The following is a 15,437-nucleotide window of genomic DNA, read 5'->3' as shown; positions in this document are numbered from 1 at the left end:
CTCATCTGCTGGTTGAGGATATTGCAATCGATGGCCTCCATGCCCGCATCTATCGCCCGCCGGGCGAGGCGCCGAAACCCGGCGTTCTCTATGCCCATGGCGGCGGCTGGGCCTGGGGAAGCTGCGAAACCCACGACGACATCACGGCCGAAATCGCCGATCAGGCCGATGTGGTGACGGTTGCCTTCGACTACCGGCTGGCACCCGAGCATCGCCACCCGGCGCAGATCGAGGATGCTGCAAGGGCGCTCGACTGGATGCGCAGTGCAGGCCGCGCCCTTGGCATCGACCCCGGCCGCATCGTGGCGGCGGGCGACAGTGCGGGCGGGCAGATCGCCGCCGGGCTTGCACTCAAACTCAAGGCTGCAGGCCAGCCGCAACTGCGCGGGCTGGTGCTGATCAACCCGGCTCTTGGCGGCGACACCGAAACCGCCTCCTATCTTGCCCATGCCGCGTCCCCCACGCTGCAACGGGCCCACATGGTGGAATATCTCGACTTGTTCCTGGGTCCTCGGGGCTCTGCCAACTGGCAGGACCCCATCGCCCTGCCAAATCTGGCACAGGACGTGTCGGGTTTGCCGCCTACCTTCATCAGCGTGGCCGGCCATGACCCACTGCATGACGATGGCGTGATCTTCCGCGACAAGCTCAAGGCTGCCGGGATTGCAGTGGCGCTCCGGCACGAGCCGGCGCTGGCCCATACATATATCCGGGCGCGCCATGCCAGCACCGCTGCAGGCGCGGGCTTCGCCGCCATCATCGAAGCCGTCCGCCACCTCGGCCATGAAGGATCATTGCCGCAGGCCTGATGGCACACCCAAGGGGCGGTTCCATAAGTGCTCCGCTTGCTCTAACCTGTTGGCGATGGACCGCAGAAACAAATATGACTGGTTGCAGGATCCCGGCATCCGGGAGTTCCTGATTGCCGGTGAGCGCTTCTATCCGGCGGATGCCGTGAATTTCACCATGGCGGAGCAGCGCGCTTTTTATGACCGCTATTGCGCACATTTCCGCAACCCCCGGCCAGACGGCGTCAGCGCCGAGGATGTGATGCTGGGCGGCGTGCCGTGCCGCCACTACCGCAAACGGGATGCAGCACCTGCTCCACTGATGATCTACCTGCATGGTGGCGGCTTCGTGCTGGGCAGCCTCGACAGCCATGACGACATCTGTGCCGAGCTTTGCGATGGTGCGGCAATCGAGGTGGTCGCAGTCGACTACCGGCTGGCGCCCGAGCATCCTTTTCCTGCCGCCTTCCAGGATGGATGGTCCGTGCTGCAGGCGGTGACGGACCGGTACTCACAGATCATCATCGGCGGCGACAGTGCGGGCGGCAACCTTGCGGCGGCACTGACGCTCAAGGCCCGTGACGCGGGCGGCCCGGCACTTCGCGGCCAGGTGCTGATCTATCCGGGGCTCGGCGGCGACTTGAGCCGCGGCTCCTTTGTGACGCAGGCGAGTGCCCCAGGCCTTTCCACCGCAGATGTGATCTTCTACCGCGACACCTATGCGGGCGGCGGCAGCAAATATGCCGAGCCGCTGCGCGAGAGCGATTTTTCCGGACTGCCACCCGCCTTTCTGGTGGCCGCCGCCCTCGATCCACTGCATGACGACTGCCTCGACTATGCGGCACGGCTCAGCGCTGCGGGCGTCGCGGCGCGGGTGCGCGAGGAACCGCTCCTCGTCCACGCCTTCCTGCGGGCCCGGGGCATGAGCGCGCCCGCCCGGGAGAGCTTCGACGCCATCACCGCCGCCTGCGCCTCACTCGCGCACCACGGCCTTCTTCCGACCTGATCTTTCCAGAGGATTCGCATGACCATCACGACCATCACAGAGTTTCCGCGCAAGGTGACGGAGATCGAAAATCTCTGGATACCGCTCGCCGACGGCACCAAACTCGCCGCCCGCATGTGGCTGCCCGAGGACGCCAAGGACAATCCGGTTCCGGCGCTGCTCGAATACCTGCCCTATCGCAAGCGCGACGGCACCCATGTGCGCGATGCGCTGACCCACCCCTATTTCGCCGGCCACGGCTATGCCGCGATCCGGGTCGACATGCGTGGCAACGGCGAATCCGACGGGCTGATGACCGACGAATACGCCAAGCAGGAGCAGGATGACGCGCTCGAAGTGATCGCCTGGATCGCCAAGCAGAAATGGTGCACCGGCAAGGTCGGCATGTTCGGCATTTCCTGGGGCGGCTTCAACGCACTTCAGGTGGCCGCGCGCAAGCCACCGGCGCTGAAGGCGATCATCACCATCTGTTCCACCGACGACCGCTACGAGGATGACGTGCACTACAAGGGTGGCACGGTGATCAACGAAATGCTGGGCTGGGCGGCGACCATGCTGGCCTATTCCTCGCGGCCGCCGGACCCCAAGATCGTCGGCAACCGCTGGCGCAAGATGTGGATGAACCGGCTGGAGAACGAGCCCTTCCTGGTGATCCCGTGGCTCTCGCATCCGCACCGCGACGCCTATTGGAAACACGGCTCGGTCTGCGAGACCTTCGCAGCGGTCGACGCCCCCACCCTGATCGTGGGTGGCTGGAACGATGCCTATTCCAACGCAATTCCGCGGCTGATGAAGGGGCTGCGCACCACCAGGAAGGCGATCATCGGGCCGTGGGCGCACAAATATCCGCATTTTGCAGTGCCCGAGCCGCGAATCGGCTTCCTGCAGGAGGCACTGCGCTGGTGGGACCAGTGGCTGAAGGGAGAGAGCACCGGCGCCAACCGCGACCCGGACTACCGCTACTACGTGATGGAGCCGTGGAAGCCAGGCACGTTTCCTGAGCGCATCAACGGCCGCTGGCTCTCTGACAGCTACTGGGGCATCGGCCACGTGGACACCAAGAAATGGTGGCTCAACTCCGGCGGCATCGGCCCCACCGCAGGCACTGAAACCCCACTCAGCATCTGCTCGAAACAGACGACTGGCGCCGACGGCGGCGAATATTGCATCATCTGGCTCGGACCCGAATTCCCCGGCGACCAGCGGCGCGACGATGCACAGTCGATCACCTTCGAGTCTCCCGCGCTGGTCACCGACATCGACATCGTGGGCCAACCCGCGGTGGAGCTTGAATTCTCGGCGGACAAGCCGGTGGCGCACATCGCGGTGCGGCTCAATGATGTGTGGCCGACGGGCGAAGTCTCGCGCATCACCTATCACCTGCAGAACCTGTGCATGCGGGACAGCCGCGAGACGCCGATGCCGCTGGAACCCGGCAAGCGCTACCGCATGAAGATCAAGCTCGACGATATCGCCTGGCGGGTGCCGAAGGGCCACAAGCTGCGCGTTTCGATCTCGACCAGCTACTTCCCGATGATGTGGCCCGCGCCCGAGCCAGTGACCCTCACGGTCTATGCCGGAAAGTCACAGCTGCACCTGCCGATCCGCAAGGAGGTGGCAGGCGAGGCGCCGCTGTCGTGGAAGGGATCAGAGGCGGCCCCGCCCGCCGACATGACGGAACTGAAGAAACCGTGGAACAAGCGCGAGACCACCATTGACGACAAGACCGGCGAACTGCGCATCGCGATCGAGGATGACTTCGGCGAATATGAACTGCATCCGCACGGTCTGATCGTTGCGGGGGCAGGCCGCGAGAGCTACTCGATCCTGTCCGACGATCCGCTGTCCGCCAGAATGGAGACTCACTGGACAGAGGAGCGCCGCCGCGGCAAGTGGCACACCCGGACCGAAACCTACGGCCGCATGACAGCCACCAAGACGCATTGGGTGATCTGGGGCAAGATCGAGGCCTATGAGGGCAAGAAGAAGGTCTTCGAGAAGGAATTCAACGAGCAGATCCCGAGGCTGCTGCAGTGAGGAGCACACCCATGATGCCAGCAGCCAGTTTTCGCCTTGCACTGTGCGCGATCATCACAGCTGCCGTGGCCGCCACGACGGCGGATGCCGGACGGTTTGTCTACCAGGCCATCAGTGGCATGGCGCCGGTGAACTGGAGCGTGTCAGGGCGCTGGTTCCTGATGGTGCTGTCCGGCCAGCCCTTCGTGCCGGACATGGCGGCCGCCCCTGCCCTGCCCCACGAACTGCTGGCCGGCCACGCAGCCTACTACACCATCTCCCTTGTCTTTGCGGCAGCCTATCTCCTGCTGCTCGACAGGGTCTGGAAACACCCGCCAAGCCTGCTCAACGGTCTCGCGTTCGGCTGGGTGACGATGATCTTCCCCTTCTTCATCCAGATGCCGGCCATGGGAATGGGGGTTTTTGCCTCCCATACCGCAACCCCCCTGTTGATCGTGCTGCGCACCCTTGTGCACCATTCGAGCTTCGGGCTGGGGCTGGCGCTGGGCGCGATGGCCGCAGGCCGGATCATGGGGCCATGGCACAGGGCCGCATAAGCCACGCCGATGGATGCTTCAAAGGACAAGGAATTTTATCCTTGACTTTTATTCCTATTTCATGCTAGTCCTCCTCCCATGTGGGAGGGACTATGCCAGCTGCTGAACGAGCTTGCCCATGAAGGCCTCGCATTTGCGCAGCTCGCCGTGCTCGATCCACTCGTCAGGCTTGTGCGCCTGTTCGATGGAGCCCGGCCCGCAGATCACCGCCGGAATGCCGATCTGCTGGAAGAGGCCCGCCTCGGTGCAGTAGCTGACCGCGTGGGTCGAATTGGCGTTGGCGAGGTGCAGCGCCAGAATTTCAGCCGGCGAGTCCTGCTCCGGCGCAAGGCCGGGCACCTGATTGACGGTTTCGGTGGCGATGCCGGTTTCCGGCGCCACGGCGCGCATAGCGGGCTCAAGGCGCTGCGCAAAGGCCTCGAAGCGCTGCGGCACATAGGCCGGATCAGCGGTTGGCAAAAGGCGCGTTTCCCATTGGAAGGCGCAGCGGCGCGGAATGATGTTCTTGGCGGTTCCGCCCTCGATGACGCCCACATGGACGGTGGAATAAGGCGGATCGAAGCGCTGGGTCGGGTCGCCAGCGGCGATCAGGTCCTCGCGGATGCGGCCGATCTCGGACAGCAGCTCACCCGCCACCAGAATGGCATTGACACCATGATGGGTGAGCGAGGAATGCGCCTCATGGCCAGTCACTTCGGTGGCGAAGGTGACAGCGCTCTTGTGGGCGTTCACCACCTTCATCGAGGTGGGTTCACCAACGATCACCGCACGCGGCTTGGGAAGATTGTCGCGCATGTGGGCAATGAGCGGACGCACGCCCTTGCAGCCGACCTCCTCATCGCAGGAAAAGGCGAAATGGATGGGCGAGGTGAGGCCCGCCCTGAGGAAGTTCGGCACCTCGGCCAGGCAGACGGCAATGAAGCCCTTCATGTCACAGGTGCCGCGGCCATAGAGACGCTCATCGCGGCGGGTGAGGGTGAAAGGCTCACTGGTCCAGGGCTGGCCATCGACCGGAACCACGTCGGTATGACCCGAGAGCACAATGCCACCGGCAATGTCCGGCCCGATGGTGGCAAACAGGTTGGTCTTGCGGCCTGCCTCATAATCGACGCGGATGTGCCGCACACCCCAGCCATCGAGATAGTCCTCGATGAAGGCGATGAGCGGAATGTTGCCATCACGGCTGGTGGTGTCGAAGGCGACGAGACGCGCCAGCATCTCCTCGGTGGAATAGATCTGTCCGGTCATGCGGCCTCAGTTGATGGCGTGCTTTTCGTGTGGGCTGTCGAGCGAGAAGGCGGGAATGTCGACGTTGAGGAATTCGCCCGAAGCGAGTTGCATCTGATAGGCGCCGACCATGAAGCCCGAGGAGGTCTTCAGGGGGCAGCCGGATGTGTAGCTGTAGCTGTCACCAGGCTTGAGCGTGGGCTGTTCGCCCACCACGCCTGCTCCACGCACCTCCTGCACCTGGCCAAGCGCATCGGTGATCTTCCAGTAGCGGGTGCGGAGTGTCAGCGTCTCACGGCCATGATTCTCGATGGTGATGGTGTAGGCCCACACGTAATGGCCTTCCTCCGGCTTGGACTGGCCGTCGAGATACTGCGGGCGGACGATGACCTTGACCCCCATGGTGATGCGCTCATACATGAGGTCAGTTTACCCGATCGGCTGGGGTTTTCCACAGCGAAGCTTGCCAAGGGCGCGGACTTTCCTCCATGTGGTGTGGATGAACAGCGCCTCAGACCGCCAAGGCATACTGCCCGCCCGCCGCATTGCCGCCTATTGCGAGACTGGGCTGATCAGGCTGGCGAAACCCGCCGCGCCAGACCAGATCCAGCCGGCAAGCCTCGACCTGCGGCTGGGGCCCTGGGCCTACCGGGTGCGGGCTTCGTTCCTGCCGGGCAAGCGCTGCACCGTGGCACAGCGCGTGGCAGACCTGGCGCTGCACCGAATGCCGCTCGGCGACGGCGCCGTTCTGGAGACGGGTTGCGTCTATATCGTGCCGCTTCTGGAGGAACTGGCGCTGCCCAAGGGCGTGGCCGCGGCGGCAAACCCCAAGAGTTCTACCGGACGCCTGGACATCTTCACCCGCGTCATCACCGATCATGCGCAGGAATTCGACAAGGTGCCGGAAGGCTATCACGGCCCGCTCTATGCCGAGATCTCGCCGCGGACCTTTCCGATCCTGGTGCGCGAAGGCTCGCGACTGTCCCAAATCCGCTTCCGCCAGGGCCCACAGCTGGCATCCGACCAGCTGATCCGCGAGTTGCACACCAGAGAGGGGCTGATCTCATCCGGCGATGTAAACATCGACAACGGACTGGCGCTGTCGGTTGATCTCTCGACGCTCGACGACGACGGACCGGTGGGTTTCCGCGCCAAGCGCCATGCCGGGCTGATCGATGTCGACCGCAAGGCTGCCCTCAACGTGGCCGATTACTGGGAGCCGATCTGGCAGCGCGGCTCGCTGGTGCTTGACCCCGACCAGTTCTACATTCTCGCCTCCAAGGAAGCGGTGCGCGTTCCACCGGCCTACGCCGCCGAGATGACGCCCTTCAACCCGCTGGTGGGCGAATTCCGCGTGCACTATGCCGGCTTCTTCGACCCCGGCTTCGGCCACAGCGCAGGCCACGGCGAGGGGGCGCGCGCGGTACTTGAGGTGCGCAGCCACGAGGTGCCGTTCATCCTCGAAGACGGGCAGATCATCGGGCGGCTGGTCTATGAGCCGCTGACCGAAGCGCCCGAACAGGTCTATGGCCAGGGAATCGGCTCCAACTACCAGAAACAGGGGCTAAAGCTGTCAAAGCATTTCAGGGATTTCGATCCGGCACGGCGGTGAGGCAGCCTAACCCCTCATCCATTGCGGTTGCCTGCCGGCGAAGGCGTGAGAGAGAGGCGCCAGCTCGCGCCGGTTTCTGGAGTCAAAACTGCCCAGCAGCAGCGCCACGACGGGCTTGTCGTCGATGGCACCAAGCGTGGAGCCGCACCGCTTGCAGAAGCTGCGGCTGGACTGGCCCGACGAGCGCCAGAGGGAGGGTTTTCCACCGCGCCCAGTCCATGTCACCTTGTCTGCCGGGAATTCGACCCAGTGCAGGGTCAGTGCGCCTGAGTGACGCTGGCACATCGTGCAGGAACAGGCATGCGGCCTGAGCGGTGGCCCAGCCGCCTCGAACCGGACATCACCACACAGACAGCCACCCTTGTAAATCCTCGCCACAGCAAGCTCCAATCCCGGGACGACAGAATGAAGCATCAGGCCCGGGCTGTGAAGGGCCTCGCCTCTGGCCTTCGAGACGTTCCGACCGCGGGCCGCGCACGGTTGCCTGCCACTTCAGATCTGCAGCAATCAGCATCATGCTCCTCAGCCAGGCAGGCAACAATCCGGGGGAGCGGTGACGTTGCGGTCACTATAGCAAGATTGACCATTGCAGCATCGACATCAAGCTGCAGCGCAGCAAACGCTCATGCTGAACGATCCGCACCATTCTGATTTTCTTCGAAACGGACTATCGCCTCGACCACCAAGGACTGCTCCTTCTTGGTCAATCCCGGAAAGCAAGGAAGCGTGAGAACGCTTGAGCACCACTCTTCAACAGCGGGCAGGCTGACCGCAGAATGCCCCCATGGTGCAGCCTGTTTATGCAAAGGTACAGGGAAGTGAACTTTCGTCTCAACCCCGCAGGCCCTCAGCCAACCAGCTAGCCGATCTCGATCCTTCAACTTTATCACAGCCAAGTGATTTAGGTCGCCACGCGCATTCGAAACGTAATTTATGGTCTGCGGGAGATCGGACAGATAGCGCTGGCCTATTTCCTGGCGGGCCGCGATCCATGACGGCAATGCTTTGAGCTTGACACTGAGAATTGCAGCCTGCACCTCGTCCATCCGCGATGTCATCTGACGTCCATCACGAAATACATCATCGCGACCCGCAAGATCACGCATCAGTTCGGCCAGCCCCTGATCATTGGTTGTGATTGCCCCGGCATCTCCCAATGCACCAAGTGTCTTTGTCGGATAGAAGCTCCAGCACGCGACTGCATTCTGGTGCGGCCTCCATCCGTGTGCGTGAGCTGCATCGTAGAGCCTGCGCTCAACTTCACGACCTTGTGGCAACCTGCCGTACAGCAGGACTGGCACCGTTTCTGGGGCGTGGGAGAGAATTCGCCCATCCGGCTCCACGTCACTCAACTCGAGATGCACGCCAGCCCGATACAGAGCAATTGCCGTGAGCGGCAACGTATTACCCTGTATGACTGCGCGCTTCAGACCAAGTCCAATGGCAGCTATGGTCAGGGCGTCTGTTCCGCTAGCGCACGAGACGCAGTATGCCTGACCACAATACTCAGCCCATTCAGCCTCGAATTTTTCTGTTTCACGACCTCGCAAGAACCAGCCACTCGTCATCACCCGATCCCAACAGGACGAAAACTCAGACAGGAGAGGCTCGTGAATTCTTCTTAAATCATTGAGCGGAATCACGGCGACCATTGAATGTTCCCCTATCAATTCTTTCTGACGATCGCGAGTCCGGGTATCATGGTGTCATCGATGCCAAAGCTCCAGTTTGATGGCAATTGTTCCAGAAACCATCGGACGCCCGTTTCTTCTTTCCATTCAGGAATACGATCCAACACAGCATTGTTGACAAGCAACATGCCGCCAGCCTCAAGACGCAACATCAGTTTGTCTCTGAACCGTTGCCAATCTGCAGGTGAATTGCCATGCAGATCCACGACTATGAGACCATATGACTTTTGATGATTGCTGAGATATTCGACAACGTCTGCAATAACTACGTGAACATTCATTCCCGCCAGATTCTGACGTGCGCCACGATCAACATGATCAACTGTGGTGACCTCGAAGCCATTAGCCGCAAGAATGGAGGTCAGATGTCCTCGCGATGTACCGATCTCAAGTACGTCTCTCGCTGGTTGATCTAGTGCATAGTGAAGAACTCTTGCGGCAAGAGAGGAGTCGAGCGACCAGCCCGGCACACCCCATTGACCCAACCCGCCAAGCCAGCGGGCGGCATGCACGGAATCGGGTTCGGGATAAACCGGGATGGTACCACTCCGAATCAGCGAGTCGAAATGGTGGTTTCGCTGCCGGAAGGCATGGCCAAAATGATATCCCCATGCTCGTCCTTTTTCGCCGCTGAGTCCGAAGTCCAGTTCATGCTCAAAAGCGCGACCAAAGGGGAATTCATTCAACGGTATCGGCGTTGCGCCGAAAGTCTGGAAGCAAGCCGCGATGACACCCTGCTCGCACATATCGCTTCGACCATCGTGTCCGGCAGCCAAAGGCCTGTCCTGGAGAAGGCGAAGAATAGCATCCATGTATCGCAGACCAGGCGGAAGGGAGACGAGGCCTGAATAAAGTGCAAGCTGATGGTCGACGAAATCAGCGTATCGCCCGTAGATGTGGGGGCCTTCCCTTTCAACCTGTGCAACGCGCAAAACATCATCGCCAGACACCCAAGACTCAAACCAGGGCGGTTGACGAATTATCACCATGTCGCCATCCAGAATCCACTCAGGTCCATCCGGCCTCACTCTTTCAGGAAACCACTTCCACCAATAACCAAAGTGTTCCGGCGGGCACCCCGCAGCCTGCAGAACGGCCGAAAGCGCTGGATTGTCGCTTGCCGAGACGGGCCACCATTCCACAGGCTGATTGGCGAGAGAGACTATATGCCTGAGCCTTGCAGGATGGATGTCATTGGTGCAGAGGCAATAGTCAACACGATCGCCAAATAGACGGGTAGCGTGAGCAATGGCGGCCCGGGTAACGTCATCATCAAGTCCGTTACCCTTGATCCAACGTATGACCGGACGGTTGCCAAGCGAAAAATGGCGTCCCTTCAGACGCGAATGGCTCTTGAGGTCAGTTCGCGCGAGTTGCTGTGCATGCGTCTTCGGCCCTCCCAAAAACCGTCTCAGAGATTCCTTGAATTGCTCGGCAGCTTTCATCATGGCGGCGTCTCGGTTTACTCTTGTGGTCAGCGTTCAGCCTATCAGATCGACCGCGGTAGCTGAACTTACGGCCCTTCTAGCTCGCAGTTGAACACCATGGATGTTTATATGGCAATGATGACATTACTGGCGGGTCCGGCTCCACGTCTTGTCGTTGATATTTCACAATATCACAAACATACTCATTCATCTCTACTGCTCCTCCCCACCATCATCTGGACAGTGACAAACCGACATCTTTCTGACCGGGGTTGGAGAATGGAGCAGCGGGACAGGCTTCACTGCGACCGCAGGCCGAGCATGGGTGCCCGCCACTTCTGATTGTTCAGGGAGACAGTTGTTTCAACAAGCCTGAATCAAAGTTCGGAGAGGTGATCAGCATCAATGGTGCAGTGAACCTTGGCCGGGGCAGTAAGGACTTCGATCCGGTGCGGCGGTAAAGCAAAAACCGATCCGGCAGGGGCGCAAGACCACGACCCTGCGCTCTGAACCAGTGCATATGAACAGGAATTTGAAGATGGTGGCGTGTGGCCAGGCCGCCACACGCCACCCTGACCAGATTGCTCAGCGCAGCAGCACGATGCCGGCAGTGACAACGAGGAAGGCAGCAACCTGCAGAATGAGCAGCTTCCTGTCAGTGGCCTGGACCGCCCTGATCACCCCGGCATCGGCGTCTGCCGCTGCCCTGTAGGCGAAGATGGCACGAATCAGCGTGAGAACGATCAGGGCGTAGACAACGAGGTAGATCTTGTCCATCAGGATGAGATAGCCGAGATCAGGCAGGTTGTCGGAGTAGCTCTTCTGGAGGAAAATCGAAGTCAGCAACGCACCGGCCGGAAGTGTGCTGCGAACATCCAGATCCTGTGGCCTGATCAGCAAGGAGGAAAGCGCGGCCCCCAACACGATGAACAACGGCAGCAGGAGTTTCCAGAAGAAGAAGCTCAGCGGGCGGGAAATCTCTATGCTGAACTGAGCCGCGGAATAAGCCGATGGCGTTTCCTCTTCGCCAAACTTGGTGCCGTAGTCATGGGTATATATCTGTGAGGTCCAGCCACCAAGCTTCCAGCCCGGAATCTGCAAGCTGTCACCGATACCACTGCCCTCCTTGTCGATGACATAGGAGACGACGTCAGCGCCGTTTGTCGTATCCTCAACCATGATGCTGAGTTTCTGCCTGTCGAGCGGGTAATCAGCGAGTGAGAACGGTTGCACAAATCGCCCCTCAATACGCATGATCTGGTACTTGGAACCGTCGGGCAGAAGCTTTACCTCCGACAACAGATTTTCCTGCTGCTTACCCCATTCTTCAACCATGTTGGTAAACTCGATAGTTCCCGTGGGGTCGATATCGCCTTTCCAGCGAAGCCATATGTAAGTATCGACGTAGTAGGTGTTGCTCGACATGTCGAGCTGATAGACAGAAACCGGATAGAAGCCGATCTTGACCTGCTGTGCGGAGGCTGGCGGCGTATCGACGGGTATATAACTGCCCTTCTTTTCAGAGCTGGCCTGTGCCGGAGCCAGCGCCAGAAAACAGGCTGTCAAGACAGCCAGAAAAGATGTGATTATTTTCATGTCATTCCCCACTTGGACTGGTTTCACTATTCAATGTGGCACGTTCATGCTGGATGCCAGACCCAGTTACAACTCTTTCCTGACAAAGCAGACAGCACAAAGACGCAATGAGGGCACCCTGACGGCGCCCCTCCGCCGGCGTTCACCGGTCAGGTATCAGAGCCGCGGTATTGTTATCCATCCCATTGAGTTCATCACTCTCAACGATATTAAACGCTCCGACGATCGCCTCGTGCGCCATCCCGGCGGAGTTGTCAATGTCATGGGCCCCATGCTGAGCCTCCCATGTGATGCTGCCCGCTGCCTCCGTGGCCTCATGCGCGTCGTCAAGCGACTGGTGCGCAGCCTTGCCATCCTGCAGCAAAGCTGTCTTCCAACACCGGTGTGTGGCTCGGCCTCTACCGAAGCACCGACTGGTCCGATCAAGGCGCCTCGTCTCCGCGGCATGCTTCAAGACTTCAACTTTTGCTGGCTATCGCGGTCTACCGCGGTCATCGACGTTATCTTCCCAGATCAATGGCGCCACGAAACAGGTTTTGTCGCACGATCGCAGATATCTGCACATCCCACTTGACTCACGAAATTGCGAGTCGACTGTTCATCACGACGCACTCAGCCAGCCGCCCCTGACCGACGATGCCCAGGGACTCATTTAACTCAGCTTGACGGGCGGACGCCTGACACCATAGCTATAGACGTGAGCTAACTTTGGGACGGAGCAGGCTTCCAAAAACCGTCCGATGACGCTTTTCATGGTGAATGAGAATGGCTGAAAAGACCGGCGAGTGGCCTGCACCGCGGGATGGAGCGGGCGATGGGAATCGAACCCACGACATGCAGCTTGGGAAGCTGCCGTTCTACCACTGAACTACGCCCGCGACAGGCAAGAGATTAGTGGAGCGGGAGCGGGGCGGCAAGGGGGTGGGGGCTGGGGAGTGACCCACACACCTGACTCCCAACTACGAACGGGAAGGCAGGGGCTGTGACATGTGGTACTTCACAAGACCATGAGCCGTCGAGGATAGGGAGTTCGGCCATGTTTCCGCTGCGAACGGTGAATCTCACGATCAGTCTGTGCTCTCCGGATGATTGTGCCGATTTCATTGCGTTGGAGCATGACGCTGATGTGATGCGGTTTCTCAGCGGTGGTCATGGGGAGGACGATCTTGGCGACACGTTTCTGAAGCCGAGGGGAACCGAACCATATGTGTGGACCGCACGCCGGACGGCAACGGGTGCGTTTGTGGGCTGGTTCTGTCTCTGGCCGGAGAATGTACAGGTGGCAGAACTCGGATATCGCCTTCGCCGAGCCGAGTGGGGCCAGGGCCTGGCGTCGGAGGGCGCTTATGCCTTGGTCAAATGGGGATTCAGCAGTGCTGGGTATGACAAGATCTTCGCCAGCACGATGGCAGCCAATCTTGCCTCACGGCGAGTACTTGAGAAGGTCGGTCTCGCGCATGTGCGTACTGTTGCGGTCGATTGGGCCGACGCGATACCAGGCGGTCACATGGGAGAGGTTCACTACGAGGCCACGCGTCTGAACTGGCCTCCCCCGCATGGCATGCCCTGACAACCAAAGACCCCGCTGTCTAGCGACAGCAGCGTTTCAGCAAAGCATGGTAAGATTCGATTTTTGTTGCGGGAACCAGATTTGAACTGAAGACCTTCAGGTCATGGGCCTGGAAAGCTGCCGTGCTACCTCTGAACGACGCCCGCGATGGGGAAGAGATTGGATGAGCGGGGCCAAGGTGGCAAGGGGTGGCAGTCCGATGCATGTGGTAGCAAGCTGGACGTTACTCCGCCTTACCGTGAGGTGATGCAAGGCCATGACGACAAAGACCCCCAGTTCCCGGGTGTCGGGTTCTCGGGCTAAACTCAGTCGGCGTAGATGCCGGCCTTCTCGATCACGGCCTTCCAGCGCGGGATCTCAGCCTCGAGCCTGGCCTTGAGGGCTCCGGGCGTTGCGTCCGCGGCGTAGGATGGCTCAGCGCCGAGTTCCGCGAAGCGCGCAACAAGGTCCGGGTCAGCCAGCGCCCTCTGCAGAGCGGCGGACAGACGCTCGTTCACCGCAGCCGGAGTTCCCTTCGGCGTAAAGATACCATGCCAAATCGAAACGTCGAAGCCGGCAAGGCCGCTCTCGATTGCGGTGGGCAGATCAGGCAGCACCGCGAGCCGCGCGGGCGTCGTCACCGCATAGGCCTTGATCGTGCCATCTTTGATGTGCGCAGTCGTGTTGGTGGTCTGGTCACACATGAAGTCGACCTTGCCGGCGAGGAGATCAGTCATCGCAGGGCCCGTTCCCTTGTAATGAACGGTTTTCAGTTCTGTCTCGATCGCGCTCATGAACAACATGCCGCAAAGATGCGAGGCTCCGCCGGTGGTGGCATTGGCCATGGTCACCACCGCCGAATTGGCTTTCAGATAGGCGATAAGGGATTTGACGTCTCCGGGCGGAAAGTCCTTGCGCGCCACGAAGGACATGGGCACGTCTGTCACCAGACCTATGTATTCAAAGGCGTTGAGTGTGTCATAGGTCAGGTTGCCATAGAGCGTGGCGCTCGTCGCTATGCCGACGTGATGGAACAGCAAGGTGTAGCCATCGGGTTCGGCGGCGGCTACCTTGGCGGCACCCAGCGTGCCGCCCGCACCAGCGACATTTTCCACCACGATCTGCTGGCCGAGGTCTGCCGACATCTTTTCAGCAATCAGCCGCCCCACCGTATCCGTAGGCCCGCCGGCCGCGAACGGTACCACAAGGTTGATCTGCCGCTCAGGATAGGATTGTGCGGAAGCCCCCGATACCGAGAGAACTATGCCAGCCCCAAGGCTGAGAATAGTCTTGTAGAGTGCCATGAGTTCCTCCCAGAAATGAACGGCGATGTCGAATCCGCCTGGCAGGTTCTTCAAGGCCGCCGCGGTCAGTTTCGGTATAAGCTCTGCCACACGGGTCGGCAAGCACTGAGAGAACGAGACGGCACGACATTCATAACGTGGGAAGCGGTAAACCAACAGTATTGTTGAAGGTGCAAGTTGACTTCAGGTCGAGGCGGCATGCGACATCCCCTCCGGCGAAGAGGAACTGCAAAGAACATTTCAGGGTGCGACAGAACCAGGAAGGTGAGCCAGAAGCCATGGCTTTCAATTCGCAATTCACAAGCCGCAACCTTATTCCTCTGCCTGGGCTTGGCATTCTGTTTGTCTAATGCAAATGAAAGATTGACATTCTACTCAGCTTACGTGCTTACTCCAAGTAAGTGGGAGGACGCATAATATGATCAGAATGAAAAGAATTGCTGCTGCTGTCGTCGTTTGTGGATTGGCCATTGGTTCATCGGCTCAAGCAGCCGAGATACTGATTGATCGTTCAATCACCAAGACTGAGGTGCTGGGCGCTCAACGCGCCTGGTGTGCCGCTCTTGTAGACATCTCCAAAGCCTATGAAACAGGTGGTCAAAGCGCTGCCAAGGCTTTGGCAGAAAAAGTGATCGACAGTGCTTATGCCTATGACAAGGGTGGT

General features: G+C 60.1%; 14 protein-coding genes, 1 tRNA gene and 1 pseudogene. 7 read left to right on the top strand and 9 right to left on the bottom strand.

What is annotated here, in order from left to right; genetic code table 11:
* The 4 genes from ACILRN_RS09850 to ACILRN_RS09835 all read left to right on the top strand — a co-directional run.
* On the top strand, positions 1–809 hold an 809-nt coding region (locus tag ACILRN_RS09850), incomplete at its 5' end, for an alpha/beta hydrolase (RefSeq protein WP_395687805.1).
* A gap of 55 nt (positions 810–864) precedes the next feature.
* Complete coding sequence (locus ACILRN_RS09845) at positions 865–1,794, top strand: alpha/beta hydrolase (protein ID WP_395687803.1); 930 nt, start codon at positions 865–867, stop codon at positions 1,792–1,794.
* 18 nt (positions 1,795–1,812) lie between these two features.
* The gene (locus ACILRN_RS09840; protein WP_395687801.1) at positions 1,813–3,831 is read left to right on the top strand and encodes a CocE/NonD family hydrolase; all 2,019 of its coding nucleotides are present in this window, start codon (positions 1,813–1,815) and stop codon (positions 3,829–3,831) included.
* An 11-nt stretch (positions 3,832–3,842) separates the two neighbouring features.
* Complete coding sequence (locus tag ACILRN_RS09835; protein WP_395687799.1) at positions 3,843–4,367, top strand: DUF2938 family protein; 525 nt, start codon at positions 3,843–3,845, stop codon at positions 4,365–4,367.
* A gap of 90 nt (positions 4,368–4,457) precedes the next feature.
* Here the strand turns inward: ACILRN_RS09835 and argE are convergent, their stop codons facing one another.
* Together argE and apaG are read right to left on the bottom strand one after the other, a co-directional pair.
* Complete coding sequence (gene argE / locus ACILRN_RS09830) at positions 4,458–5,615, bottom strand: acetylornithine deacetylase (protein ID WP_395687797.1); 1,158 nt, start codon at positions 5,613–5,615, stop codon at positions 4,458–4,460.
* Between the two features lie 6 nt (positions 5,616–5,621).
* The gene (apaG, locus tag ACILRN_RS09825; RefSeq protein ID WP_395687796.1) at positions 5,622–6,014 is read right to left on the bottom strand and encodes a Co2+/Mg2+ efflux protein ApaG; all 393 of its coding nucleotides are present in this window, start codon (positions 6,012–6,014) and stop codon (positions 5,622–5,624) included.
* A 79-nt stretch (positions 6,015–6,093) separates the two neighbouring features.
* Between apaG and ACILRN_RS09820 the strand changes: the two genes are divergently transcribed.
* Positions 6,094–7,206 (top strand): 2'-deoxycytidine 5'-triphosphate deaminase, encoded by a 1,113-nt coding sequence (locus tag ACILRN_RS09820; protein WP_395687795.1) that lies wholly within the window; start codon positions 6,094–6,096, stop codon positions 7,204–7,206.
* A 6-nt stretch (positions 7,207–7,212) separates the two neighbouring features.
* Here the strand turns inward: ACILRN_RS09820 and ACILRN_RS09815 are convergent, their stop codons facing one another.
* The 6 genes from ACILRN_RS09815 to ACILRN_RS09790 form a co-directional block, all read right to left on the bottom strand.
* On the bottom strand, positions 7,213–7,584 hold the full coding sequence (locus ACILRN_RS09815) for a GFA family protein (protein ID WP_395687793.1): 372 nt from the start codon (positions 7,582–7,584) through the stop codon (positions 7,213–7,215).
* 245 nt (positions 7,585–7,829) lie between these two features.
* A complete protein-coding gene (locus ACILRN_RS09810; protein WP_395687791.1) occupies positions 7,830–8,858 on the bottom strand; it encodes a DegT/DnrJ/EryC1/StrS family aminotransferase in 1,029 nt (342 codons plus the stop codon).
* 14 nt (positions 8,859–8,872) lie between these two features.
* A complete protein-coding gene (locus tag ACILRN_RS09805) occupies positions 8,873–10,345 on the bottom strand; it encodes a hypothetical protein (RefSeq protein WP_395687790.1) in 1,473 nt (490 codons plus the stop codon).
* 564 nt (positions 10,346–10,909) lie between these two features.
* Positions 10,910–11,920: a hypothetical protein gene (locus tag ACILRN_RS09800; RefSeq protein ID WP_395687788.1), complete on the bottom strand. Its 1,011-nt coding sequence runs from the start codon at positions 11,918–11,920 to the stop codon at positions 10,910–10,912.
* 142 nt (positions 11,921–12,062) lie between these two features.
* Positions 12,063–12,284, bottom strand: coding sequence for a hypothetical protein (locus ACILRN_RS09795; RefSeq protein WP_395687786.1), 222 nt, complete (start codon positions 12,282–12,284; stop codon positions 12,063–12,065).
* Positions 12,285–12,723: 439 nt separating this feature from the next.
* A tRNA-Gly gene (locus ACILRN_RS09790) sits at positions 12,724–12,798 on the bottom strand.
* Positions 12,799–12,956: 158 nt separating this feature from the next.
* Here ACILRN_RS09790 and ACILRN_RS09785 point away from each other — a divergent pair.
* Positions 12,957–13,490, top strand: a complete 534-nt coding sequence (locus ACILRN_RS09785; RefSeq protein WP_395687784.1) for a GNAT family N-acetyltransferase — start codon at positions 12,957–12,959, stop codon at positions 13,488–13,490.
* A gap of 305 nt (positions 13,491–13,795) precedes the next feature.
* On the opposite strand, the gene ACILRN_RS09780 is transcribed toward ACILRN_RS09785, so the two are convergent.
* Complete coding sequence (locus ACILRN_RS09780; protein WP_395687807.1) at positions 13,796–14,773, bottom strand: tripartite tricarboxylate transporter substrate-binding protein; 978 nt, start codon at positions 14,771–14,773, stop codon at positions 13,796–13,798.
* 418 nt (positions 14,774–15,191) lie between these two features.
* Here ACILRN_RS09780 and ACILRN_RS09775 point away from each other — a divergent pair.
* Positions 15,192–15,437: pseudogene (locus tag ACILRN_RS09775) on the top strand (hypothetical protein); the annotation flags it as partial.

Source organism: Aestuariivirga sp. (assembly GCF_044238155.1).
Classification (GTDB): Bacteria; Pseudomonadota; Alphaproteobacteria; order Rhizobiales; family Aestuariivirgaceae; genus Aestuariivirga.
This window is presented reverse-complemented; position numbering and strand designations above follow the sequence as displayed.